This window comes from Arthrobacter sp. zg-Y40 (assembly GCF_020731535.1).
In the GTDB taxonomy this organism is placed as follows: Bacteria; Actinomycetota; Actinomycetes; order Actinomycetales; family Micrococcaceae; genus Arthrobacter_B.
This window is the reverse complement of record NZ_JAJFZS010000013.1, coordinates 21502-44926: the sequence shown is the minus strand read 5'-3', so window position 1 is coordinate 44926 and position 23425 is coordinate 21502. Positions and strand designations below refer to the sequence as shown.

General features: G+C 67.0%; 20 protein-coding genes. 11 read left to right on the top strand and 9 right to left on the bottom strand.

Annotated elements, in window-relative coordinates:
- Window positions 1-10: 10 nt before the first annotated feature.
- From LJ754_RS13350 to LJ754_RS16770, 3 genes are read right to left on the bottom strand one after another with little or no spacing between them, the layout of a single operon-like run.
- Window positions 11-1648, bottom strand: a complete 1638-nt coding sequence (locus LJ754_RS13350) for a DUF5719 family protein (RefSeq protein WP_227926962.1) — start codon at window positions 1646-1648, stop codon at window positions 11-13.
- Window positions 1645-5055, bottom strand: a complete 3411-nt coding sequence (locus LJ754_RS13345) for a glycosyltransferase (RefSeq protein WP_227926961.1) — start codon at window positions 5053-5055, stop codon at window positions 1645-1647. Before LJ754_RS13345 ends, LJ754_RS13350 begins: the two co-directional genes overlap by 4 nt.
- 29 nt (window positions 5056-5084) lie before the next feature.
- Window positions 5085-5624, bottom strand: a complete 540-nt coding sequence (locus LJ754_RS16770; protein WP_229960803.1) for a WhiB family transcriptional regulator — start codon at window positions 5622-5624, stop codon at window positions 5085-5087.
- A 332-nt stretch (window positions 5625-5956) separates the two neighbouring features.
- Between LJ754_RS16770 and LJ754_RS13335 the strand changes: the two genes are divergently transcribed.
- A complete protein-coding gene (locus LJ754_RS13335; RefSeq protein ID WP_227926960.1) occupies window positions 5957-6685 on the top strand; it encodes a TIGR03089 family protein in 729 nt (242 codons plus the stop codon).
- Here LJ754_RS13335 and LJ754_RS13330 read toward each other — a convergent pair.
- Window positions 6663-7217, bottom strand: coding sequence for a GtrA family protein (locus LJ754_RS13330; protein WP_227914102.1), 555 nt, complete (start codon window positions 7215-7217; stop codon window positions 6663-6665). The two genes, LJ754_RS13335 and LJ754_RS13330, sit on opposite strands and share 23 nt — an antisense overlap.
- Before the next feature lie 234 nt (window positions 7218-7451).
- On the opposite strand from LJ754_RS13330, the gene LJ754_RS13325 reads away from it, so the two are divergent.
- The 4 genes from LJ754_RS13325 to manA are packed head-to-tail and all read left to right on the top strand — an operon-like array spanning window position 7452 to window position 12103.
- On the top strand, window positions 7452-8570 hold the full coding sequence (locus LJ754_RS13325; protein WP_231706355.1) for a 5-(carboxyamino)imidazole ribonucleotide synthase: 1119 nt from the start codon (window positions 7452-7454) through the stop codon (window positions 8568-8570).
- Window positions 8571-8573: 3 nt separating this feature from the next.
- A complete protein-coding gene (purE, locus tag LJ754_RS13320; RefSeq protein WP_227914100.1) occupies window positions 8574-9104 on the top strand; it encodes a 5-(carboxyamino)imidazole ribonucleotide mutase in 531 nt (176 codons plus the stop codon).
- Window positions 9105-9113: 9 nt separating this feature from the next.
- Window positions 9114-10730: an LCP family protein gene (locus tag LJ754_RS13315; protein WP_227914099.1), complete on the top strand. Its 1617-nt coding sequence runs from the start codon at window positions 9114-9116 to the stop codon at window positions 10728-10730.
- 47 nt (window positions 10731-10777) lie between these two features.
- Window positions 10778-12103 (top strand): mannose-6-phosphate isomerase, class I, encoded by a 1326-nt coding sequence (gene manA, locus LJ754_RS13310; protein ID WP_227926958.1) that lies wholly within the window; start codon window positions 10778-10780, stop codon window positions 12101-12103.
- 41 nt (window positions 12104-12144) lie between these two features.
- On the opposite strand, the gene LJ754_RS13305 is transcribed toward manA, so the two are convergent.
- Entirely contained in the window at window positions 12145-13173 is a 1029-nt protein-coding gene (locus LJ754_RS13305) for a lipid II:glycine glycyltransferase FemX (RefSeq protein WP_227926957.1), read from the bottom strand.
- Window positions 13174-13304: 131 nt separating this feature from the next.
- On the opposite strand from LJ754_RS13305, the gene LJ754_RS13300 reads away from it, so the two are divergent.
- Window positions 13305-14180 (top strand): tryptophan-rich sensory protein, encoded by an 876-nt coding sequence (locus tag LJ754_RS13300; RefSeq protein WP_227926956.1) that lies wholly within the window; start codon window positions 13305-13307, stop codon window positions 14178-14180.
- An 81-nt stretch (window positions 14181-14261) separates the two neighbouring features.
- Here the strand turns inward: LJ754_RS13300 and glpX are convergent, their stop codons facing one another.
- Window positions 14262-15302 (bottom strand): class II fructose-bisphosphatase, encoded by a 1041-nt coding sequence (glpX, locus tag LJ754_RS13295; protein WP_227914095.1) that lies wholly within the window; start codon window positions 15300-15302, stop codon window positions 14262-14264.
- A gap of 188 nt (window positions 15303-15490) precedes the next feature.
- On the opposite strand from glpX, the gene LJ754_RS13290 reads away from it, so the two are divergent.
- The 5 genes from LJ754_RS13290 to LJ754_RS13270 all read left to right on the top strand — a co-directional run bounded on the left by LJ754_RS13290 (window position 15491) and on the right by LJ754_RS13270 (window position 20899).
- Window positions 15491-16093, top strand: coding sequence for a DUF4245 domain-containing protein (locus LJ754_RS13290; protein WP_227926955.1), 603 nt, complete (start codon window positions 15491-15493; stop codon window positions 16091-16093).
- A gap of 74 nt (window positions 16094-16167) precedes the next feature.
- The gene (locus LJ754_RS13285) at window positions 16168-16809 is read left to right on the top strand and encodes a carbonic anhydrase (protein WP_227914141.1); all 642 of its coding nucleotides are present in this window, start codon (window positions 16168-16170) and stop codon (window positions 16807-16809) included.
- Window positions 16810-16870: 61 nt separating this feature from the next.
- Entirely contained in the window at window positions 16871-18292 is a 1422-nt protein-coding gene (locus LJ754_RS13280; RefSeq protein ID WP_227926954.1) for a class II fumarate hydratase, read from the top strand.
- Window positions 18293-18428: 136 nt separating this feature from the next.
- On the top strand, window positions 18429-19172 hold the full coding sequence (locus tag LJ754_RS13275) for a TetR/AcrR family transcriptional regulator (RefSeq protein WP_227926953.1): 744 nt from the start codon (window positions 18429-18431) through the stop codon (window positions 19170-19172).
- Window positions 19169-20899 carry an MDR family MFS transporter gene (locus tag LJ754_RS13270; RefSeq protein WP_227926952.1) on the top strand — a complete coding sequence of 577 codons (1731 nt, stop codon included), beginning with the start codon at window positions 19169-19171 and terminating at the stop codon, window positions 20897-20899. Before LJ754_RS13275 ends, LJ754_RS13270 begins: the two co-directional genes overlap by 4 nt.
- Window positions 20900-21048: 149 nt before the next feature.
- Here LJ754_RS13270 and LJ754_RS13265 read toward each other — a convergent pair whose 3' ends face one another.
- The 3 genes from LJ754_RS13265 to LJ754_RS13255 are packed head-to-tail and all read right to left on the bottom strand — an operon-like array spanning window position 21049 to window position 23425.
- The gene (locus LJ754_RS13265) at window positions 21049-21519 is read right to left on the bottom strand and encodes an NUDIX hydrolase (protein ID WP_227926951.1); all 471 of its coding nucleotides are present in this window, start codon (window positions 21517-21519) and stop codon (window positions 21049-21051) included.
- Window positions 21520-21523: 4 nt separating this feature from the next.
- A complete protein-coding gene (locus tag LJ754_RS13260) occupies window positions 21524-22042 on the bottom strand; it encodes a prepilin peptidase (protein ID WP_227926950.1) in 519 nt (172 codons plus the stop codon).
- A 60-nt stretch (window positions 22043-22102) separates the two neighbouring features.
- Window positions 22103-23425, bottom strand: coding sequence for a PhoH family protein (locus LJ754_RS13255; protein WP_227914088.1), 1323 nt, complete (start codon window positions 23423-23425; stop codon window positions 22103-22105).

The following is a 23425-nucleotide window of genomic DNA, read 5'->3' as shown; positions in this document are numbered from 1 at the left end:
CCCGGCCGGATTAGTTCCCCACGCCCACCTGGACCCTGTTTGCGCCTGCATTGCCCTTGGGCAGGACCAGCACGCTGAGGCCCCTGTCCCCTTCGGTCACCACCTGCGCTCCGTATACCGGTGCGCCGGTGGCGCGGACCAGGACCGCGACGGGCGAGGTGCCCAGATCGGCCGGAAGGACCGCCGTGGTGGACCCTGCGGACAACGGCAGGATCTTTTCCGCCTGCAGCGACCCGTCCGCCGATACGGCGGCGAGGCTGAGCTCCGCGGCTCCCGCGGGGGCAGCGAAGGACAGAACCGTGTTGGCCGAGGCCAGCACGGCCAGGTGCTCGCTGCCGACCCGCTCCCCTGCACTGGCCACGGCCAGGTCGGTGCCTGCACCGGCATCGGTGCCGCGGGTGACGACGGCGGCCGCCGCCACGGAAACGTCGGAGGAAATGTCCAGCGTGTAGGTTCCCTCGGGCAGTGAATCCAACGGCAGCTTGGTCACCGTCCCGGCTGCGGCGTTGTAACTGCCCCCGCCTTCAAGGTTCACTTCGCCGGCCGCTGAGAAAACGCGCACGTTGACCACGGCGTCTGTTGCCCCTGGCACGGCCACCTGCAGGGAGGGAGTCACGGACGCGTACCCGTCGACGGCTGCGAGCTTTCGGGTTGCCTCCGGGTTTTGGATGAAGACGCCGCCGACCACCTGGTTGGGCCGCGGCGCCGTTGTCGGCTGGATCAGTTCCACCCCGCCCGGGGTCAGGCCGCGCAGCAGGCTCTGCGAGATCACTGCCGAGACAGGCCCGCCGGAGCTGCGGACCCGGACCGCCAGCGCCTCCTGGTTCGCGGCCAGCCCGGCCAGGACCACCGAACGGGTCTGCCCGGGAGCAACGGAAATGCCGCGCGTCCCGGGCCCGTCCAGCGGACCCGCCGGACCGTAAAGTTCCAGGTCCACCGCCGCGGCCGTCTGCGAGGCGTTGGTCAGCTGCAGCACGGCGGTTGCCCCCACAGTTGTCCGGGCACCCACCAGCCACTGGTCGTTGGCCGGTGGCTGGCAGTTGGCGGCGGCCAGGCCGGACAGGTCGCCGTCGGTGGCGGCATAAGTCATGGCTGCCCCGGCGGTCGGCTGCAGGGCTCCCTTGGGATCGGCGCTGAGTACGGTTGCCGCCGAGACCTGCTGGTCCCGGGCGACGCCGGCAGTCCGTGTGCCGGCCAGCGGCACCTGAGTTCCTCCGCCCATGCGCAGCAGTACGGAGCCGTCCTTGACGGACGCCAAAGACGCGGCGGGCAGCGGGTTGCCTGCTGCCGGAAGGACGACGGCGTTGACCACGCTGCGTGCGGACGAGGACTCGGCACTGAATTCGGCGTCGGTGCCGGCCACGTTGCCCGAGAGCAGCCGCAGGGGTTCCGGGCATACCCCGGTCAGCGGCCCGGCCGGCACCTCCGCGTACGGTACGTCCACGGCGCGGCCGGCTGTACCGGTACCGGCCAGGCTGGAACCGGCCACCAACGCTCCGGCACAGGCCAGCAGCAGGACTCCGCCGGACCAGCGGCCCGCTGCCCGTGCCCGGGAAGGCCGCGCGGGAGCGGTCTTCCGCCCCCGTTCCTTCACGGTCTGCTCGCGTGCGGTGGGCTGGCTTTCAGGGCTGGACTTCGTTTCGCTCATGGCTGGTTCCCCTCCCGGGTCCGGTTTTCGGGCCCGCTGCCGGCACCGGTGCGGACAGGGGAAGGCGAAGCGCCGTCCTGCGCCGGAACTTCAGCGGGGGCGGCAGCGGCCGGCCCGTCCGGTCCGGCGGCATCCGTTTCGCTGCCGCCCGCGGCGGTGCTGTCCGCAGCATCGGCACCCGCGTGGCGTTTGCCCGGCAGCCGGATTGTCCTGCCGGCACCCGGAGTAGGCAGTGCCAGCAGCACGGTCAGGCCAATGACCAGCACCTGCAAGGCCTCGACCCAGGGCTCCCAGGGCGAGCGGTAGGCAATAACCAGTTCCCCGCCGTCGGCCGGAAGTTCAAAAGCCTGTTCCCAGCCCCCCTCCGTTGCCGCAAGCGGACGGCCGTCCAGGGTGGCCTGCCAGCCGTCATCGGCGCGTTCGGCCAGGACAAGTGTGCGCCCCTGCACACCGGCCTCGAGGGTGGTGCGCACCTCTTCAGTATGTGAGGGCACAGCTGCTGCCGTGCTGCCGTCGGCGTTCAGGATCCGCACCCGCGCACCCAGCCCCGACTGTGTTTCGGTCCCGGCATCGTTGAGCGGCTCGGTCACGCGCCACAGCCAGCCCGCGCCGGTCTGTCCGACGGCGGCCAGGCCGGGCACGGAATCCATCCGGCCGGCCAGCAGCTCAGCAGCGGTATCGGACTCCTGCAGGACCACGAATGCCACGCCGAGCCGGGCAAGTTCAGCCCGCGGATCAACTCCCGTGCCGGCGGTGATTACCGCAACGGCCCGGCGCAGGTCCGCGGTGGCCGGATCGTCGGCGCCCGGCGTGCCGGGAACGCCTTCCAGTCCGCGGGCGGCAGAAACGGTGGAGAGCTGTTCCAGTGTGGTGCCTCCGCCGCGCATAAGGACGGCGGTGACATTCCCGTCGGCGTCGGCGTGCAGGACCAGGCTGCGGGACTGGGCGTCTCCGTAGCCGGCATCGGCTGCCGTGGCTGGGAGGGTTCGTGCGGGGGCGCCCTGCACGGCGGTTTCCAGTCCCGGCAGGATGCCGGCGTCGTTTGGACCGCCGTTGGCGGCGGTGCCGGGGAATCCATTGCCGGTGAACTGCGGGACCGCCCACAGGGCAAGGCTGGCGGCGGGTCCGGCGGCCAGGACAAGCCCGAGGACCACGGCAAGGGAACGCCTGCTGCGCGGCGGCCGGCGCGCGTGCACCGGCGCGGGGCTACCGGGCAGCACATCCGCGGCGCAGGCCAGCGCGGCGCCCAGGAGCAGCAGCACGGTCGCTGAAACCAGGGGGCCGGCGAACGCGGTGACCACGGAATCAGCAGTGGCGGCCGTACCCAAGTAGGACGCCGCGGCGTTAACCGCCAGTGAGGTGACAGCCAGGATCCAGGCCAGCCGGGCGAGCCGGGCCGTCCTCGTCCGGAACAGTCCGAGAGCGGCCAGCACCACCACGGGCGCGCCGATCAGCAGTGCCAGGACCAGGTTCCACGGACCCTGCGGGAGCAGGCCGGAAAGGGTGCCGTCAACGGTAAACGCCACGGGGTAACCCAGCAGCTGCTGCCACGGTTCGGAACGGTCAAAGGCCAGCGGGACTCCGGGGTCCGCCAGGACAGCGCGCAGATGGTCCGGTGCGGCGGACAGTACCTGCGGCAGCAGGAGCGCGGCAGGCGGGAGCAGGGACCACCAGAGGGTCCGGGCACGGCGGCGCAGGGCAAGCGTCAGGATCAGGACCGCGGCCACCGCAAGGACAAAGAGAATCGGCGCAGCTGCGGTAAGGACCGCCAGGAGCAGCCCCGCGGCGGCAGCTGCCGTCCAGGACGCTGCCCGCCCGGCGCCGGCGGCAGGCGCCGGCTTGCCGGCACCCACCGCACGCGCAACGGCGAGGACCGTGAGTGGAAGCAGGATGTGGGCGATCATGCTGCCCAGCCGTCCGCTGCCCAGGGCCGTTTGGAACGCGGGTACGGCGGCCCAGAAGACAGCTGCCCAGAACCGCAGGCCGCGATGTTGAGTAAAGACCCCTGCCGCGAACCAGGCACTCAGCCCGGCCAGGGGCAGGGCGAGCATCAGCAGGACGAGCACGGCGGTGTTCCCGTTGCCGAATCCGGCCATGGCCAGCAGGGACAACACAAACCCGAAAGGATCTCCGTGGGCGGGGTAACCGGAGCCCGCCTGTGCCCACCATCCGGTGGCCGCATCCCATATTCCAGCCACCCCCGGACCCAAGGGCAGGAGGGCGCCGCCGGAAGCAGCTGGTACGCCAATCAGGCGGTGCAGGCCCGTGAGGGAAGCTGCGGCCAGCAGCAGGGCCCCGGCCAGAGCGCCGAGGCCGACCCAGCTGCGGCCGGATCCTTCAAGGGCAGCAAAGTCATCACTGGCGTCACCGGAGGGGACGTATTCTTCCCCGCCTGGACCGTTTGGACCGGTATGTGCCTCGGTCAGGGTCCGGCGGTGTTCGCGCACTTCCCTGCCGGTGCTGCGCAGGGCGTTCACGGCGTTGCGGGGGCGTGTCCTCGTTGAGGCTGCACGCCGGCGGGAACGGTAAAGATCCAAGGGGCGGCAGACGGCGGCAACGCTTGTGACCAGCGACGCCGCGGCGTATCCGGGATCCTTGGCCAGCATGCCCAGGAAGAACCGGCCAATGCCGCCAAGGACAGCCCCCACGGCGAGGAAGGGCACCTGCCACAGCGGCGCGTGCTTGAGCCGGAGGAAGATCTCGGCCCTGCGCGCGGCAGCTTCCGATGCCGCCGGGTTGGGGCGGTCGCCGGCATGGCGGACTCCGGCGGCGGGAACCACCACCACGCGGTTTCCGGCCAGCCTGTTCCGCCAGCAAAGGTCAATGTCATCGCCGCTGCCGGGCAGGGCAGGGTCGAATCCGCCCAGTTGGTCCCAGGCGTCCCGGCGGATGAGCATACCGGCCGAGTTAACGGCAAAGATATCGCTGCGCGAATCGTATTGGCCCTGGTCCAGTTCGTCGGCGTCGATCAAGGTGAGCCGTTCGGCCCAGCGGTTGACGCTGATCCCCACGTCCATGAGGCGGCGTTCGTTATCCCAATGCACCTGCTTGGCGCCCGCAATTGTGACCGACGGCGCCCGCTCCACGGCCAGGAGCAGTTCCTCCAACGCCCCGGGGGCGGGTGCTGAATCATCGTGGAGCAGCCAGATCCATTCACTGGCCGGATCACGGTCGGCCCCGCCCCGCTTGGGGAGCTCGGCCAGCCCTGCTTTCACCGCGGCGCCGAACCCGCCGCGCGCGGGAGCGGCGATGACTGGGCTGCCCACGGGGAGGCCCAGCTGCAGCAGGGAAGCGCTTGCATCGGTGGAGCCGGCGTCAACGCCGATGCAGAAATCTGCCGGCCTGCTCTGTGCCGTCAGTGCGGAAAGTGTCTCGGGAAGGAACCGGGCGCCGTTGTGCGAAACCACAACAGCACAAACATGGACGTGCGAAAGAATTAGACTGCCTGCTTCCGAAGCCGGCGGCGTTCACGCTCGGACAGACCGCCCCAGATGCCGAACCGCTCATCGTTGGCCAGTGCGTATTCCAGGCACTGTGACCGGACATTGCATGCGGCGCAGACCTTCTTCGCGTCGCGGGTGGACCCGCCCTTTTCGGGGAAGAACGCCTCTGGATCGGTCTGGGCGCACAGTGCGTCCGCCTGCCAGCCAAGCTCGCCCTCGTCCGCGTAGTCTTGGCCGAGGCCGGGAAGCCCGATCCAGACGGGCCGGGTTTCAGGTGCCGCGGGGAACAATGAGACCGGCGGGTCGAGGACGGTTTCCTCTTCCTCCGGGGCTTCAGCCAGCGCCTGGTGGGCAGCGAGGAAGGCAGTGGCCTGATCCTCAATCGAACCGGCAGTATCCCGCCGGTACCGCTCGGCAGCAGCTGGATCAGCGGGATCCACGTACCAGTCAACGGGGACGCCCCGTGAACCGTAGCTGGCGGTGGCCTGCTCAGCAATGACGGTACTGTCCTGCGATTCTTCTGCTTGCCCCATGGAGTCCTCCCGGTGTTACTGCCCCAGCGGCGGCTGTGTGGTGGAGCCGCAGGCACTGGGCCTGCGGGTCCTCCATATGGCTGGAACAAATCCGATACCTAATTACACGCGTGTAATACGACTCCGTCAAGCTGTTCAGGCATCTTATAGAGTTCATTGAGCGGATGCGAGGAACGCCACGCCCGGGATCTGCACCATTTTCCGGGCGCGTCGCACTTTACAGAAGCGCTGCGGCAGTGGGAATGAATTTTCCCGCGCCACCCGCCGGTACCGCACCGGAGCCGATCCGCACCGCACGGATCGGCAGGACCTACGAAAGAGAGCACTTGATAATGAGCACGCCGGCATCCGCCCTGCTTTCGGGCCTGCGCACGCAGCAGGCCACTTCCCCCGCCCTGATTTGGTACGGCAGCGGAGGGGAACGGATCGAGCTGTCGGGGAAGGTGCTGGACAACTGGGTTGCCAAGACCGCCAACTTCCTCGTGGACGAACTCGACGCCGAACCCGGGCTGAGGCTGCGGCTCGATTTGCCCGTCCATTGGAAGACCCTGGTCTGGGTCCTGGCCGGCTGGCAGACCGGCTGCACGGTGGTGTGGGATCCCGAGGGCAGCTCCGCGGCAGCTGATGTCACGGTTACCGCCTCGGCGCAGTCCACGGGCCCGGGGACCGTGGTGGCGGTGGCGCTGGGCGCCCTTGACCTGGCCTACCCGGCAGACCTGGCCCCCGGCGTCGTCGACTATGCCGCGGAGGTACGTTCGTATGCTGATACCTACCTCGAGGGGCCGGCGCCGGACGCCTCAGTGCCTGCACTGGAGGTCCACGGCGGCACGTCGGCAGCCCTGCTGCAGGGAACAGTCCCCTACAGTGCGCTGCCTGCCGGCGGCGAACCCGCCGGAACACCCGGCGTCCTCCTGGCAGCCTCCGCGGACCTCCCGCTGGTGCTTGAGGCTGCCCTGCAGACGTGGGCTTCCGGCGGCGCGCTGGTCCTCACCGGCGAAGGGGTTGATCCGGGCGAGAAGGTCCTGGCCTCGGAGCGGGTTACGAAGCGGTTGGAGGCCTGATAGCCCCGGTCCGGGGCGCCGGATCTTCGCGCGGGGCTGCGGGATCATCCAGCAGCTCGTAGTCCTGCTCGAAACCGGGCTCATCATCCAATTCGGCGTTAAAGACCCAGAAGCGGTAGGCAAAGAACCGCAGGACGGTGGCCACTCCAATGCCGATCACACCAGCCAGGAACAACAGGTTCTTGTCCTCTATCCCCATGGGATAGCGGGCAACCCAGGTGAAGCCGGTGGAGATCAGGATGCCCACGCCGTTGATCAGGATGAACAGCCCGAGTTCACGCGCCACATTGTCTTGGCTGCGGCGCCGGCGGAACGTCCAGTAGCGGTTGGCCACCCAGGAGAACATGGTCGCCACAACGGCGCCGACAAAGCGTGCCTTGACCTCACTGCCGGACATGGGTCCATGCATCAGATACAGGGTCAGCCCGTTGTCGATGAGGAAGGCCAGGGCACCCACGGTTCCGAACTTGGCAACTTCCCGCCAGAACAGGGAAACAAGGCCCCGAAGCCGAGATGACAGCGATGTAAACATGACCCTCCGAGGCCGATCCGCGACAGGGGCCCGCAAAAACGGCGGACTGCTGCCTACACCCGACGCGCGGACGCGCGGCGGTCAAGTAAGCAATATTACCGCCGGTTTATGGGAGTTTGCTCGGGACTGTGGCATGTCCGGGGGTGGCGGCGCAGGATGCACAGGGCTTTTCGGTACCCTTAAGGCGTGGATTTTCCAATTATCGGTGTGATAGGTGGCGGCCAGCTCGCCCGGATGATGGCCCCGGCGGCCACGGCACTCGGATTTGAGCTGCGCGTGCTCGCCGAGGGACCCGATGTGTCGGCGGTGCCGGCAGTGGCAAACGCCACGGTCGGTGATTACCGGGACCTGCAGGTCCTCGCGGACTTTGCCGCCGGCGTCGACGTGCTGACCTTCGACCACGAACACGTACCCGGCGGGCACCTGTCGGCACTGGTGGAGAAGGGATTCAACGTCCAGCCGGGCCCCGACGCCCTGATCCATGCCCAGGACAAGCTGGTCATGCGCGCCGCCGTGGAACGGCTGGGCCTGCCCAACCCCGGCTGGGCCGAGGTTGCCGACGTGGAGGAGCTGGCAGCCTTCGGCGAGTCGATCGGCTGGCCGGTGGTCCTGAAAACCCCGCGCGGCGGATATGACGGCAAGGGCGTGCGGATAGTGGCCGACGGCGCCGCAGCGCGGGAATGCGCCGACTGGTTCGGTGCCGGCCCGCTGCTGGCTGAAGAGAAAGTCCCTTTCACCCGTGAGTTGTCCGCCCTGGTAGCCCGGACTCCCGGCGGGCAGAGCACGGCCTGGCCCGTGGTCCACTCCATCCAGGTGGACGGCGTGTGCGACGAAGTGATTGCTCCGGCACAGGACCTTGATCCCGCGGTAGCCGAAGCTGCCGCAGCTGCGGCGCTGCGCCTGGCCGAGGAACTCGGTGTGACTGGCGTAATGGCCGCGGAACTCTTCGAAACCCCCGGCCGCGGTCCCGGATTCCTGGTCAACGAGCTGGCCATGCGTCCGCACAACTCCGGGCACTGGACCATGGACGGTTCCCTGACCGGGCAGTTCGAGCAGCACCTGCGGGCCGTTCTGGACCTGCCGCTGGGCGCCACCGGACTGCTGTCCGGGGCAACGGTCATGAAGAACTTCCTGGGCGGACCAAATCCCGATCTGTTTGCCGCCTATCCCCTGGCCATGGCTGCCGAACCCGCCGTCAAGATCCATACCTACGGCAAATCGGTGCGCCCGGGACGTAAGATCGGGCACGTTAATGCCGTCGGCGCCGCTGGCGACCTTCCCGCACTCCGCCGCAGCGCCGGCCGGGCAGCGGCCATCATCCGTGACGGCCGCGACCCCCTGAAGGAGAACTGAAGTATGCCCAACCGTGCTACCCCGCCGCTGGTCGGCCTCGTTATGGGCTCGGACTCCGACTGGCCGGTCATGGATGCCGCTGCGGCGGCGCTGGCCGAGTTCGGGATTCCCTATGAGGCCGACGTCGTCTCGGCCCACCGTATGCCCGAGGACATGCTGGACTACGGCAGGGAAGCACACCGGCGCGGACTACGCATCATTATTGCCGGTGCAGGCGGCGCCGCCCACCTGCCCGGGATGCTCGCCTCAGTGACACCGCTGCCGGTCATCGGGGTACCCGTACCCCTGAAGTACCTGGACGGAATGGACTCGCTGCTCTCGATTGTCCAGATGCCCGCCGGCGTGCCGGTGGCGACGGTCTCCATCGGCGGAGCCCGGAACGCGGGCCTGCTGGCCGTGCGGATGCTGGCTGCCGGCACCGACCCCTTTGCTGCCCGGCTGCAGCAGCAGTTGATCGAATTCGCTGCTGGCCTGCGCCAGAGTGCCATGGCCAAGGGCGCCGCCCTGCGCACGTCCCAGACCGGCACGGACTAAGGGCAGATCATGGACCAGCGCCACGCAGCCGATCCAGGCACGCCCTACACTGACCCCGTCCGCTATCCCCAAAGCGCCGCATACGGGGTCCGGACCAAGCGGGCCTTCATCCTCCTGCTGCTGACCCTGGTGCTGCCCGGCGCAGCCCAGGTGGTTGCCGGCGACCGGAAGCTGGGCCGGCGTGCCCTGCGGGTCAGCCTCACGGCATGGGCGCTGGTAGCGGCCGCCGTCGTCATTGCCCTGACCAATCGGGCCCTGCTCATCAATATTTTGACCAACCGCTGGGCGTCGCTGCTGATCATGCTGGCCCTGGTGGTGCTGGCCGTGGGCTGGGCACTGCTGTTCCTGAACACGCTGCGCATCATCCGCCCTCCGCTCCTGCAGCGCGGCGTCCGCCCGGTGGTGGCCAGCGTCCTGGCCCTGCTGATGGTCGCCACCAGCGGCAGCCTTGCCTACGGCGCGTACCTGATGAACGTCTCCCGCCATGCCTTCGACTCCATCTTCGCCTCCGGTCCGTCCCTGGACCCGGTGGACGGCCGGTACAACTTCCTGCTGATGGGCGGCGACGCAGGCGAGGACCGCACCGGACTGCGGCCGGACAGCATTTCCATGTTCAGCGTGGACGCCAAGAGCGGCCACACCGTGGTGTTCAGCATTCCGCGCAACTTCCAAAACGCCCAGTTCCCGGCGGATTCCCCGCTGTCCGATGTGTACCCGACCGGCTATGACTGCGGCGACGAGTGCATTATCAACAGCCTGTACCAAACGGTGACCGAGAACTACGCGGACCTGTATCCCGGTTCCCAGGATCCCGGGGCCGAGGCCATGATGGACGCAGTCAGCGGCACCCTGGGGCTGGAGGTCCAGGGCTACGTGATCGTGGACATGGACGGCTTCTCCACCCTGGTCGACGCCATGGGCGGGATCAAGGTCAACGTAGGCGGCTGGGTGCCGATCACCGCCGGGGAAATTCCCGGAACGAACCGACACTATCCCCCGGACGGCTGGATTCCCCCGGGCACGCAGACCCTGGACGGCTACCACGCGCTCTGGTACGCCCGCTCCCGGGAGTTCGTTACCGACTACCACCGGATTTCCCGGCAGCAGTGCGTGCAGCAGGCCATGGTGGCGCAGATGGATCCCGCGACTTTGCTGACCCGTTTCCAGGCCATTGCCTCTGCGGGCGAGCAGATCGTGGAGACGGACCTGCCGCAGGACCAGCTGGGCAGTTTCGTGGACCTGGCACTGAAGGCCAAGGGACAAACGATGGAGCGGATGACCATCGGCCCGCCGGACTTCGGTCCGGCAGCGGACAACTTCGTGACCTACCCGGATTTCAACCTGATCCATGCCCGGGTCCAGGACATGCTGGACGGCACCTCCGAACCGGCAGCCCCTGCTGAGGAGGCACCCGCTGAGGAGGCCGCCCCTGAAGAGGGCATGGATGCCGGCACAGAAGCCGGCGGAACAGACGGCGAGGCAGCGGACGGAACGCCTATCACCGAGGTTCCCCAGGAGGAGACGGAAGAAATCACCGTGGAGTACCTGCAGTACCTGGCGGAGATCCAGGACGATGCGACGCTCGGTATGCTCCTGAACAACAACGGTGAGTGCAGCCCGGGCTAGTCCTGCACTGCTTCGCATCCGACTCACCTATCAGCCGAAAGAGACCCATGTACCTGCTCCGGAATACGCTCCGACCCTATGCATGGGGATCAACCACGGCCATGGCCGAACTGTTCGGCCGGGAGCCCTCCGGGGAGCCGGAGGCAGAACTGTGGATCGGAGCCCATCCGGGCGCACCGTCGGCCCTGGTGCCGCCGGTGGACGGGGCACAGACCCTCGACGAGCTTATTGCCTTGGATCCGGAGGCCGCCCTCGGCGCGGATACAGCAGCCCGGTTCGGCAGTGAGCTGCCCTTCCTGGCCAAGATCCTCGCAGCCGGCTCTCCCCTGTCGCTGCAGGTCCATCCCACGCCCGCGCAGGCCCGCGCCGGTTATGCAGCCGAAGAGGAAGCGGGTGTGGACCGCGGGGCGAGGGAACGCAATTACAAGGACGGGAACCACAAACCGGAGATGATCTTCGCGCTGACGCCCTTCGAGGCGTTGTGCGGTTTCCGGAACCCGGAGGAGGCAGCGCAGGTTTTCCGGGCCGTCAACGGGGCTATTGCCGCCGAGGGACGCCCGGTCCCGGAACTGCTGGAATGGATTGTTGCGGAGCTTTCTTCCGGCCACCCGGCGGCCGACCGCCTGCAGTCCGTCTTCCAGACCATCCTCAGCGACGGAGAATCCGTCCGGCCCGCGGTGGAGGAGGCGGCCGCTGCCTCGGCATTGTTGTCCGCTGCCGGAACCGAATTTGCCCGTGAGCTGACAACTGTAGCCGAGCTGCAGGGCTTCTACCCGGGTGATCCCGGGGTCTTGATCTCCCTGCTGCTCAACCGGGCCTCCCTGAAGCCCGGCGAAGCGATCTACCTCCCCGCCGGCAACGTCCACGCCTACCTGAGCGGCCTGGGCGTGGAAGTCATGGCGGCATCGGACAATGTCCTGCGCGGCGGCCTGACCCCCAAGCATGTGGATGTCCCGGAACTGCTTCGGACCGTGGATTTCCGGCCGCTGGGCATTCCCTCGCTTACGGCCGGACACACCGCGGACGGGCAGGAAGTCTTCCGCCCGCCCTTCGAGGAATTCCAGCTGCAGCGGATCGAGCTGGCCCAGGGGCCGGACACCGGCCGGGACCTTCCCGCCGAAGTTCCGGTGCTGCAGAACGGACCCGCGGTGGTGATCTCCGTCCGCGGCAACGTTGCGCTGTCCTCCCCCGCCGGCAGCCTGGTCCTTGAACCCGGGCAGAGCGCTTTCCTGCCGGCCGGCGATGCGCCGGCCTTCCTGCGGCTCGCCTCCGATTCGGCGCAGCACGACGACGCCGCGCTGGCCTTCGCCGTTACGGTCGGGTCCGCCCCGGCCAACGGCGGGGATGAGCCCCGGCTGGACCTGCCGGCCTGATCCCGCTGCCGGCCTGATCCCGCTGCCCGCCTGATCCCCGGTTAGGGGCGCAGCCGGCCCTTGAGGCCTGCAACGACGGCGCGGGCCTTCCGCATGCCTGTTTTGGCCAGCGGCAGTGCGGTGGCGAAGACCGGGTAGAGCGGGGAAAGCGGCTTGTCCCAGGTGCCCGTCAGCAGGTCCTCGTGCTTAGCCCAGCCCATCTTGAACTTGGACACGCCGTCGTTGAGCAGCCCGTTGAAGTCGTAGCGGGTAATGCCGCGTTCCTTCATGTCGGAGATGGCGTGCCATTTCAGCGCGTAGTTGGCCCGCAGCCGCTCGCCTTCCTCGGTCATCCCGCCGTAAAGCTCGAAGGCCGTGTAATCGCTGGCCGAGAGCCACAGGAACGCCACCACGTCCTCGCCGCTGAAGGCGGCATACACCGGCGAATCCTCGCCGAGGTTGTCGAAGATGTCCAGGTAGTAGGCGTCTTCATGGATTCCGAAGTTCGCCCGCTGGGCCGTGAGCTTGTACACAGCCAGGCACTTGGCGATTTCCGCACGCTCCACCCGGCGGAAGACCAGGTCCTCCCGCCCGGATTTGCGGATGTACTGGCGGTGCTTTTTGCTCATGTCCCCGGAAAGGTCGTCCAGGCTGCGCTGCAGGTCCAGGATCAGTGTCCGGCCAATCAGGATGGTGTTCTCGCTCCGGCGGAAACCGAGTCCGGGCAGGCCTGCGGAGAGTTTGCCGTCCTCATCCCAGTCCGGCTCGATGGACAGGGCCACGGCGGAGTGCGCCGTCTTTACATAGTCACTGACCGCATCCAACACCTCCAGCTCCCGGCCCGGCTCCCCCTGTGGTCCGCGCGGGATGTACGCCAGGGCGCGGAACGGGAAAGGCAGCGCGCGCAGCAGCACCTGGGCGCAGCCCACCACGGTGCCGGCGTCGTCGCTGACCAGGACGCGGTCCACGCTCCATCCGTGCTCCGCCTTGGTTTTGCCCCAGCCCCACAACTGCTGGGGGTGGCCGCGGAAGCGGTTGACGGTTTCGTTCCAGGAAGCGGTTTCGGAGCAGGGAGTAACGCGCAGTGTCATGCCTTCAAGACTACTTGGCTCCCCTGCCGGGGGCCGAAACGGACGGCACCGGCGGCGGCTAACCGTGCGCGGCAGGCAACGGTCAGGCCACCGGGCGGGTCATGGGTGGGGATGGCTTGCTAGGCTCGACTATGGCTGCTTCCTCTTCCATTCCCTCATCCGGATCCCCCTCCACCGCCAGTCACCGCGGGGCGGACCTTGCACGCCGGATCACCGTCACCAGCTGTTTTGCCGTCTGCATTATCGGCTCCATGATCGGCGTGGGCGTTTTTGGCGGCACGCCCGTGGCGGAAGCCGCCGGCGGTGCGCTGAGTGCCGATGCGACATATCTGGCTCCGGCCGGCACGGCCTTCTCCATCTGGTCCGTGATTTACACCGGGCTTGGCCTTTTCACGGTCTATCAGTGGTTTCCGTCCCAGCGAGCCTCAGGCCGGCAACGTTCCCTGGGCTGGCTGGTTGCCGCGTCGCTGCTCTTGAACGCCGCCTGGATCCTCTCGGTGCAGGCCGGGTCGGTGCTGCTCAGCGTGGTGGTGATCGTGGCCCTGCTGGCCGTCCTGGCCGAGTGTTTTCGGCGCTACGCGGTCCTGCGGACTGCACGCACCGGCGGCTGGCCGGAATGGATTGCAGTGGATGGCGCGCTGGGCCTCTATCTTGGCTGGGTATGCGTAGCCACAGCTGCGAATACCGCCTCTGCGCTCACCTCCGCAGGCTTCCGGGGTTTCGGGTTGCCTCCGGCCCTCTGGTCTGCTGCCGTGCTTGCCGTTACGGCCGCCGTCGGCTTCGGGCTGGGTGCGGCCGGACGCGGCCGCCTCGCTCCGGCGGTTTCACTCGTGTGGGGACTGTCCTGGATAGCGGTCTCCCGGGTCAACGGCGGACTGGAATCTGTTCCCACCGCGGTGGCCGCCGCCGCAGCGGCAGTTGTGGTGGCTGCCGCCACCCTGGCTATCCGCTTCCGTGCCGGCCGTCCGGGAACCAGCGCCGCGCCCCGCTCCGGCCGGCCGGCCTGAGACGCGTCCTCCGCAACAAAGCGTCCCCGCCGGAAGTTTCCGGCGGGGACGCTTTTGGTACTGGGGCGCGAGGCCTGCGGACTAGTTGGCGCGGGCGTAGGACTCCCACTTGTGAGCCTGGTGTTCGCCGTCCACCACGCGGATAGTGCCGGACTTGGAGCGCATCACGATGGACTGGGTCAGGACGCGGTCCTTCTTGTAACGGACCCCGCGCAGCAGATCGCCGTCGGTGATGCCCGTCGCAGCGAAGTAGCAGTTATCGCTGGTGACCAGGTCATTGGTGGACATCACCCGGTCCAGATCATGTCCGGCGTCGATTGCCTTCTGCTTCTCGTCATCGGAGGTGGGCCACAACCGGCCCTGGATAACGCCGCCGAGCGTCTTGATGGCGCAGGCGGTAATGATGCCTTCGGGAGTGCCGCCGATTCCCATCAGGGCATCGACGTCGGTGCCTTCGCGTGCAGCGGCAATGCCGCCGGCGACGTCGCCGTCCATCAGCATCCGGGTCCGGGCACCGGCGTCGCGGATTTCCTGCACCAGCGGCTTGTGCCGGTCACGCTCGAGGATCATGACGTTGAGCTGGTTGATCTTTTTGCCCTTGGCCTTGGCAATCAAGTGGAGGTTCTGCTTGACCGGCAGGCGCAGGTCCACCATGTCGGCGGCTTCCGGGCCGGTCACGAGCTTTTCCATGTAGAACACGGCGGAGGGATCAAACATGGTGCCGCGCTCAGCGACAGCCAGGACGGCGAGGGCGTTGTTGATGCCCAGTGCCGTAAGGCGGGTGCCGTCAATGGGGTCGACGGCAACGTCGCACAGGGCGCCGGTGCCGTCGCCAACGTGCTCGCCGTTGTAAAGCATGGGCGCTTCGTCCTTCTCGCCCTCGCCGATGACCACAACGCCGTTGAAGTGGACGGTGGAAATGAGCGAACGCATGGCGTCCACTGCTGCGCCGTCGGCGGCGTTCTTGTCGCCGAAGCCCACCCAGTGGCCGCCGGCAATGGCGGCTGCCTCCGTGACACGGACCAGTTCGAGAGCCAGGTTGCGGTCCGGCTCCGAATCTCCGACTGCTAGTGCGGGGGAAAGTGTTGAGTACTGGGCACCTTTGGACACGTCAAACCTCATCTTTGAAATTTCGATGTAAACCGTCTGCGGACACCCGTTGGAGCAGATGACCTTTCTCCGATCATAGTCTGAGTGGCTTTTGCCACCACCCGGCGACCGGATATCTGCGGCCCGGTTTGACCCGGCCGGTTTGTCGGAGCGGGTTTTGCGGAGTAGGAGTTCAGCGCCGCATAAGAGAATATGGAGGGGTGAGTGAAACGCAGCCTGATCCCCAGCAGCCCCAGCAGGCCGAAGACGCGGTGACGCCGGTCCTGACCACCAAGCAGGCCAAGCGGGCCAATGCCACCGTGATGGGCATGCTGATCGCCACCGGCCTGACGCTGGCGCTGTGCCTGGTGCCGGTGCTGCTGAATCCGTCCCCCAAGATGCAGGCACGCAATGTCGATGTCACAGCTGCGGCCAACCAGGCTGCCGGGGATGCCGGCTACAGCCCGCTGGACCCTGAGCTTCCCGATGGCTGGACGGCCAATTACGCGCGTTGGAACACCGGAGAGAACAACGGCGTGCCCACGTGGGAGGTGGGATATGTCACGCCTGGAACTGAATTTATTGCCCTCACCGAGACCAATGCGGCCAATCCCACCTGGGTGTACGAGTCGACCGGCGACTCCGCCGTCGCCGGGGAACGGCAGGCCGGCGGAGTGACGTGGGAACTGCGGGATTCCTCCAGCGGGAAGGCATCCATGGTGGCCGAGGTCGAGGGCCTGACCGTGGTGCTCACGGGCTCCGGAGAGCTGAGCGAATTCGATGTCCTGGCCGAGCACGTGGTGGAGGACCTGCGCGGCCACTGATGCCGGGCGCCAAGGAAAGCACTACGGCGTCCGGCCGCCGAAGGAGTAATCTCGGAACCGTGGAGACAGAAAAGATGATCACCCCCGCCCAGGCCTGGCAGAAACTGCGTGAAGGCAACGAACGCTTTGTTGCCGGGAGCGCCAACCATCCGAACCAGGACGCCCCGCGCCGCAGTTCACTGGTGGAGGGCCAGAATCCTTTTGCCGTCATCTTCGGCTGCTCGGATTCGCGCCTCGCTGCGGAAATCATCTTCGACCTCGGTCTTGGGGACGCCTTTGTAGTCCGCACCGCGGGCCAGGTAATCGACGACGCCGTCCTCGGTTCCCTTGAATACAGCGTAGGAACGCTCAACGTGCCGCTGATTGTGGTTCTCGGCCATGACAGCTGCGGCGCGGTCACCGCTGCGAAAGAAGCAGTGGACACCGGCGAAACCCCCACCGGATACGTGCGTTCCCTGGTGGAGCGGATCACCCCGTCCGTACTGGCCTCCCACCGGAAGAACCTGTTTGAGGTCAACGACATGGTGGTGGAGCACACCAAGCAGACCGCCGAGCGCCTGGTGGAGAGCTCGCGGGTCATCTCCGACGCCGTGGAGGACGGACGCGTGGCCGTCATCGGTTTGTCCTACCGCCTGGCCGAGGGCAACGCAGAGCTGGTCTCCGGGTTCGGCGCACTGGAACACCCCGCCGTCCTGCGTTCGGCACTGCCCAAGTAGTGGTTTGCGCTGCGGCGCAGCGGTTTCTACTGCGGCGGGTCGGGACACTAGGCTTGGGGACATGACTTCTGACACCTCCGAATATCGCATCGAACACGACACCATGGGCGAGGTCCGGGTTCCGGCCGCCGCCCTTTACCGTGCACAGACGCAGCGCGCGGTCGAGAACTTTCCCATTTCCGGCACCATGCTGGAAACCTCGCACATCGAAGCGCTCGCCCGGATCAAGAAGGCCGCTGCGACTGCCAACGCCGAACTGGGGGTGCTCGACGAAGAGCGCGCCCGGGCCATTGAAAAGGCAGCCGACGCCGTCGCCACTGGAATGCATGACGGCCACTTCCCCATCGACATCTTCCAGACCGGTTCGGGTACATCCTCGAACATGAACACCAACGAGGTCCTCGCCGAGCTGGCTACCCGTGCTTTGCGGGACGCTGGCAGCGAAACCACCGTCCACCCGAACGACCACGTTAACGCGTCGCAGTCTTCCAACGACGTTTTCCCCACCTCCGTGCACGTGGCAGCTACGTCGGCACTGCTCAACAACCTGATCCCGGCCCTTGACCACCTTGCCGTGTCACTGGAGCGCAAGGCCGAAGAGTTCAAGGACGTGGTTAAGTCCGGACGGACCCACCTGATGGACGCCACGCCGGTAACGCTGGGCCAGGAATTCGGCGGGTACGCCGCCCAGGTCCGCTACGGCATCGAGCGGGTGCAGGCCTCCCTCCCCCGCGTGGCGGAGGTCCCGCTTGGCGGCACCGCCGTCGGCACCGGCATCAACACTCCGGCCGGATTCCCGCAGCGGGTCATCGAACTGCTGGCCGCCGACACCGGACTGCCGCTGACCGAAGCGCGCGACCACTTCGAGGCACAGGCCAACCGTGACGCCCTGGTTGAGGTTTCCGGCATGCTGCGCACCATCGCCGTATCCTTTACCAAGATCGCCAACGACCTGCGCTGGATGGGATCCGGCCCCAACACCGGACTGGGCGAAATCGCCATTCCCGACCTCCAGCCGGGCTCCTCGATCATGCCGGGCAAGGTCAACCCCGTCATTTCCGAGGCCGTTATGCAGGTGGCCGCACAGGTAGTAGGCAACGACGCCGCCGTCGCCTGGGCCGGCACGTTCGGTTACTTTGAACTCAACGTCGGCATCCCGGTGATCGCCGCGAACCTGCTGGAGTCCATCCGGCTGCTGGCCAATTCTTCCCGCGTAATGGCGGACAAGATGATTGACGGCATCGAAGCCAACGTTGAGCGTGCCCGCTATCTCGCCGAAGCATCCCCGTCCATCGTCACCCCGCTGAACAAGTTCATCGGCTACGAGAACGCGGCCAAGATCGCCAAGTACTCCGTCAAGGAAGGCAAGACCATCCGTCAGGCCGTTGAAGACCTGGGTTACCTGGAACGCGGCGAACTGACCGAGGAACAGTTGGACAAGGCCCTGGACGTCCTCTCGATGACGAAGCCGCCCCAGGCATAGCAGGCAGCACAAACGCCGCCTGCAGCACGCCACGCGCAGCTCCGGCGAAAGGGCATCCGGTTTTTCCGGGTGCCCTTTCCCGTCCCTCTCCTGATGGAATTTGCACATGCCAGTCCATAGTGCAAACATTTACCGCGTGAGTAATAGTGCAACAAATGAGGACTGCGGGGGCCTGCGGGAACGCAAGCGCACCGCCACCCGGGCTGCCATAACGGCTGCTGCGCGCACCCTCACTGCAGCCAAGGGCGTGAACGGCTTCACCGTGGAACAGCTCTGTGAACGGGTCGGCATTTCCCGCCGGACGTTCTTCAACTACTTCCCCGCCAAGGAAGACGCCATCCTCGGCTCGCCGGCTGACGACCTCCCGGAGGACCTGGTCCGGCGCTTCATTGAGGGCGGCGCATCATCGGCACCCGGGACACTGTCCTCCACCCTCGTGCCGGACTTTGTGGAACTTGCGGTCGGCATGACCGAGCGCATGGCTATGTCGCGCACGGAAATGGCCCAGCTCAAGGAGGCCATCAGCGCCGAGCCGCGGCTGATTTCCAAAGCCATGCACGGTTCCCGCGAAGCCGAGGAGGAATTCCGACGGATGGTTGCGGCCCGGGAATCCCTTCCTGCGGACGATCCGCGCATTGCCGTCCTGGTGGCACTCTTCGGAGCACTCGTCCAGCGGGCCGGCATGGTCTTCTTTGACCCGGCCAACACGGCGTCCTACCGCAGCACGCTCGTCACCGCGGTGAATGCCGCCGTCGAAGTGTTTTCGGCAGCGGAACCGCTGTCCCTGCCCGCCGAACCGTCTTCCTTACCCGCCCCCACAGGTTCCACCGAACCCGTTGATTCCCCTGACCCCGCCAACCCCGCCAAGGACACCGAATGACAACCACCGCGAAAAGCGCCCCCGGGCCGCTTTTGCTGACCCAGAAACGCATCTGGATCATTTTCTCCGCACTGATCGCGGGCATGCTCCTGTCCAGCCTCGACCAGACCATTGTCTCCACGGCCATGCCCACCATCGTCGGGGAACTCGGCGGCGTCGAGCACCAGACCTGGATCACCACCGCCTACCTGCTGGCGACCACCATCGTGATGCCGATCTACGGCAAGTTCGGTGACGTACTGGGCCGGCGCAACCTGTTCCTGTTCGCCATCGCGCTGTTCACCGCCGCGTCCGTTGGCTGCGCCTTCGCCACCGATTTTTGGGGCTTCGTGATTTTCCGGGCCATCCAGGGCCTGGGCGGCGGCGGCTTGATGATCCTCTCCCAGGCGATCATTGCCGACATCGTGCCGGCGAACCAGCGGGGCAAGTACCTCGGACCGCTGGGCGGCATCTTCGGACTGTCCGCCGTGGCGGGGCCGCTGATGGGCGGCTTCTTCGTTGACCACATGACCTGGCAGTGGGCCTTCTACATCAACATTCCCATCGGCATCATTGCCTTCCTCATTGCGTTCTTCGCACTCACACTTCCCACCAAAAAGGCGGAAAAGCGGATCGACGTCGGAGGCGTGGTGTTCCTCTCCATTGCAACCACCTGCCTGATCTTCTTCACCGATTTCGGCGGCCGGGACGACTACGGCTGGACGGACCCGGCAACCCTGCTCTTCGGCGCGGGGATGCTCCTGGCGGCCCTGATCTTCGTAATGATCGAGCGCCGCGCAGCCGATCCCATCATTCCGCTCAGCCTCTTCCGGAACCCGATCTTCGTCAACAGCACGGCCATCGGTTTCACCTTGGGCATGGGCATGTTCGCGGCCCTGGCCTTCGTCCCCACGTTCCTGCAGATGTCCACCGGCACCTCCGCAGCCGTCTCCGGCCTGCTGATGCTGCCGATGATGGTGGGCATGATGGGCACCTCGATCTACTCCGGCCTGGCCATCACCAAGACCGGCAAGTACAAGAAATACCCGATCATGGGCGCCGTCCTGATTATTGCGGCCATGCTGTGGATGACCACGCTGTCCGCCGACACTCCCGTCTGGGTGATCTGCGCGCAGCTGTTCGTATTCGGCGCGGGCCTCGGCTACATCATGCAGGTTGTGGTGCTGGTGGTGCAGAACTCCGTTCCGGTGGACCAGATCGGCACCGCGACTTCCAGCAACAACTACTTCCGGGAAGTCGGCGCATCACTGGGTGTCGCGATCTTCGGTGCGATGTTCACGTCCCGGCTCGCGGACAAGCTGGAAGCAACCTTCGCCGGTGCAGGGTTCGATGCCTCTGCCGCAGGGGAAGCAACGGCCACCCTGCAGCCTTCCGTGCTGGAAACCCTTCCGGAACCGCTCCGGGACGGCATTGTCACCGCCTACGCCGATTCCCTTGCCCCGGTGTTCTGGTACCTGATCCCATTCCTGGTGATCGCCCTGGTCCTGGCCTTCTTCCTGAAGCAGATTCCGCTTTCCGACGTGGCCGGAATGGTCGCGCGCGGGGAAGCAGTGGGCGGGGAAGAGGCGGACCGGCTGGAGGCCGAACGCCTGGCCGCACTCAACGGCACCGCTCCGAAGTCCGGACACGCAGATCCCTCGGCCGAAGCCGTGCCCCCGGCGACGGAGACTACGGGAACGCGGGTAGCCCCGGAGCAGGCTCCGGAGAATCCCTACCGCGAGCGGTAACCGCCCCCGGGACGCTCTTCGTCCGGAACTGGGTTGGAACAGCCGAAAGGGGCCGTCCCGCTGCTGCGGGGAGGCCCCTTTCGGCTGTTCAGTTGTTCGGCTGTTCTGTTGTTCGGTTGTTCGGCTGTTCGGCTGTTCTGAAGCCCTGCTCAGCGCTGGAAGACGGGCACGCCGTCGGCGGTCAGCGCCAGGTCGATGAGCATCTTGTGCCGGTCACTCAGCGGCGGCAGGTTCTCCAGTGCGAACCAGCCCACCTCGGTGGACTCGTCGTCGTTCACGCGTGCCGTGCCGGAAACGTACCGGCACTTGAACGCCAGGTTCAGGAAGGAACATACATCCCCGTTGGGAAAGGTGACCGGGCCGTGCGCGCCAACATGGATCAGGTGCTCGATTTCAGCCCTTACCCCCGTCTCCTCCTCGACCTCGCGCAAGGCGCCGGGACCTGCTTCCTCCCCTGGATCCAGCATGCCGGTGACCAGCGCCCAGCGGCCGTTGTCGGAGCGGCGGCCCAACAGCACCTGCCCCTCGGAGTTGAACACGACGGCGGTCACGCCGGGAAGCCACAGCGGATCGTGTCCGATCCTCTCACGCAGGGACAGGACAAAATCAGGAGTAGGCATGCCTCTACTGTAGGCCGGGCGCCAGCATAGCCGCGGCGGCACCCAGGAGCATGAACGGCCCGAAGGGCAACGTGGAGGATGCCGTCCCGCGCCGGGAAAGGATCAGCCCCAGGCCCCATATCCCGCCGAACACAAACGCAGCCACGGTTCCCGCCAGCACGTGGCCCGGCCCAAGGAAACCTAGGTAGAGCCCCAGGAGCCCGGCCAGTTTGACGTCGCCAAGGCCCAGCCCGGAAGGATTCAGCAACCGCAGGACGAAAAACCCGGCCCCCAGACCAGCAGCACCCAGCAGCATGCCGGCAATCCGTCCGGACTCCCCGACGGCCAGCGCAGCGGCGGCCAGCAGGGCTCCAGCCACGGGATACGAGGGAAGCACCAGCGCATCCGGCAGGCGCCGGGTGCGGATATCGGCAGCGCTCAAGCGGACGGCCAGCACCGCAAACCATGCCAGCGCCAGGCCCAGCAGCCAGCCGGCATGCATGCCGCCGGGAGCAGTCCAGTAGTCCGCCAGTGTGCCAGCCATGGCTACACGCTATGCCCCGGGCCCGGGCTGTGCAGGCGACGTCCTCCAGATGTGGACAAGCTAGCCGATCTGCCCCTCTTCCAGCAGTTCCGTCACCAGGGCCGCAATGGGGGAACGCTCGGACCGGGTGAGCGTAATGTGCCCGAACAGCGGGTGTCCCTTCAGCGTTTCCACCACCGCAGCCACGCCGTCGTGACGGCCCACGCGCAGGTTGTCCCGCTGCGCGACGTCGTGCGTCAGGACGACCTTGGAATTCTGGCCGATGCGGGAGAGCACGGTGAGCAGCACGTTTTTCTCCAGCGACTGCGCCTCATCCACGATCACGAAGGAGTCGTGCAGGGACCGGCCCCGGATATGGGTCAGGGGCAGCACCTCGAGCATGCCGCGGTCCAGGACCTCCTCCACCACTTCCGGCGAGACCAGTGCCTCCAGCGTGTCGAACACAGCCTGGCCCCAGGGTCCCATCTTTTCCGACTCGGAGCCGGGCAGATATCCCAGCTCCTGCCCGCCGACCGCGTACAGGGGGCGGAATACCACCACCTTCCGGTGTTCCCGGCGCTCCAGGACCGCCTCCAGTCCGGCACACAGGGCCAGGGCGGATTTGCCGGTCCCTGCCCTGCCGCCCAGGGATACTATGCCCACTTCCCGGTCCATCAGCAGGTCAATGGCCAGTCGCTGCTCCGCGGACCGGCCGTGCAGGCCAAAGACATCGCGGTCCCCGCGCACCAGCCGCAGCCGCTTATCCGTACCTACGCGGCCCAGGGCCGAGCCGCGCCCGGCCATCAGCACCATTCCGGTGTTGACCGGAAGATCCGCTGCCTCAGGGTGGAACAGCGGCTGGTGGTCATACAGAAGCGCCATGTCGGCGTCAGAGATTTCCAGTTCCGCCACTCCGGTCCAGCCGGTATCGCGCACCAGGCCGTTGCGGTACTCGTCCGCGTCCAGTCCCACGGCCGAGGCCTTGACCCGCATGGGCAGGTCCTTGGACACCACCGTGACGCTGCGGCCCTCATCGGCCAGGCTTTTGGCCACCGCCAGGATCCTGCTGTCATTGTCGCTGCCCCGGATCCCGGCCGGCAGTACGTCGGTGGAGACGTGGTTCAGTTCCACCCTAAGGACTCCGCCGCTCTCCCCCAGCGGTATGGGTGCGCCAAGTCCGCCGTGCTGCACCCGCAGCTCATCGAGCAGCCGCAGGGCGTTCCGGGCAAAGTACCCGAGCTCGGGGTCCTGGCGTTTGCGCTCCAACTCGGTGATGACCACCAGCGGGAGGATTACTTCGTGTTCGGCGAACCGCAGGATCGCCCGGGGATCGGACAGCAGTACCGATGTGTCCAATACAAAGGTGGTGCGTTCCAAGGCCTGCACAAACTGGTCAGCTGCCAC

Bases quoted from the DNA above. Each gene is read 5' to 3' on its own strand.
- LJ754_RS13350 (WP_227926962.1), bottom strand. From the start codon at position 1,648: ATGAGCGAAACGAAGTCCAGCCCTGAAAGCCAGCCCACCGCACGCGAG.
- LJ754_RS16770 (WP_229960803.1), bottom strand. From the start codon at position 5,624: ATGGGGCAAGCAGAAGAATCGCAGGACAGTACCGTCATTGCTGAGCAG.
- LJ754_RS13335 (WP_227926960.1), top strand. From the start codon at position 5,957: ATGAGCACGCCGGCATCCGCCCTGCTTTCGGGCCTGCGCACGCAGCAG.
- LJ754_RS13330 (WP_227914102.1), bottom strand. From the start codon at position 7,217: ATGTTTACATCGCTGTCATCTCGGCTTCGGGGCCTTGTTTCCCTGTTC.
- LJ754_RS13325 (WP_231706355.1), top strand. From the start codon at position 7,452: ATGATGGCCCCGGCGGCCACGGCACTCGGATTTGAGCTGCGCGTGCTC.
- purE (WP_227914100.1), top strand. From the start codon at position 8,574: ATGCCCAACCGTGCTACCCCGCCGCTGGTCGGCCTCGTTATGGGCTCG.
- LJ754_RS13315 (WP_227914099.1), top strand. From the start codon at position 9,114: ATGGACCAGCGCCACGCAGCCGATCCAGGCACGCCCTACACTGACCCC.
- manA (WP_227926958.1), top strand. From the start codon at position 10,778: ATGTACCTGCTCCGGAATACGCTCCGACCCTATGCATGGGGATCAACC.
- LJ754_RS13305 (WP_227926957.1), bottom strand. From the start codon at position 13,173: ATGACACTGCGCGTTACTCCCTGCTCCGAAACCGCTTCCTGGAACGAA.
- LJ754_RS13300 (WP_227926956.1), top strand. From the start codon at position 13,305: ATGGCTGCTTCCTCTTCCATTCCCTCATCCGGATCCCCCTCCACCGCC.
- glpX (WP_227914095.1), bottom strand. From the start codon at position 15,302: ATGAGGTTTGACGTGTCCAAAGGTGCCCAGTACTCAACACTTTCCCCC.
- LJ754_RS13285 (WP_227914141.1), top strand. From the start codon at position 16,168: ATGATCACCCCCGCCCAGGCCTGGCAGAAACTGCGTGAAGGCAACGAA.
- LJ754_RS13280 (WP_227926954.1), top strand. From the start codon at position 16,871: ATGACTTCTGACACCTCCGAATATCGCATCGAACACGACACCATGGGC.
- LJ754_RS13270 (WP_227926952.1), top strand. From the start codon at position 19,169: ATGACAACCACCGCGAAAAGCGCCCCCGGGCCGCTTTTGCTGACCCAG.
- LJ754_RS13265 (WP_227926951.1), bottom strand. From the start codon at position 21,519: ATGCCTACTCCTGATTTTGTCCTGTCCCTGCGTGAGAGGATCGGACAC.
- LJ754_RS13260 (WP_227926950.1), bottom strand. From the start codon at position 22,042: ATGGCTGGCACACTGGCGGACTACTGGACTGCTCCCGGCGGCATGCAT.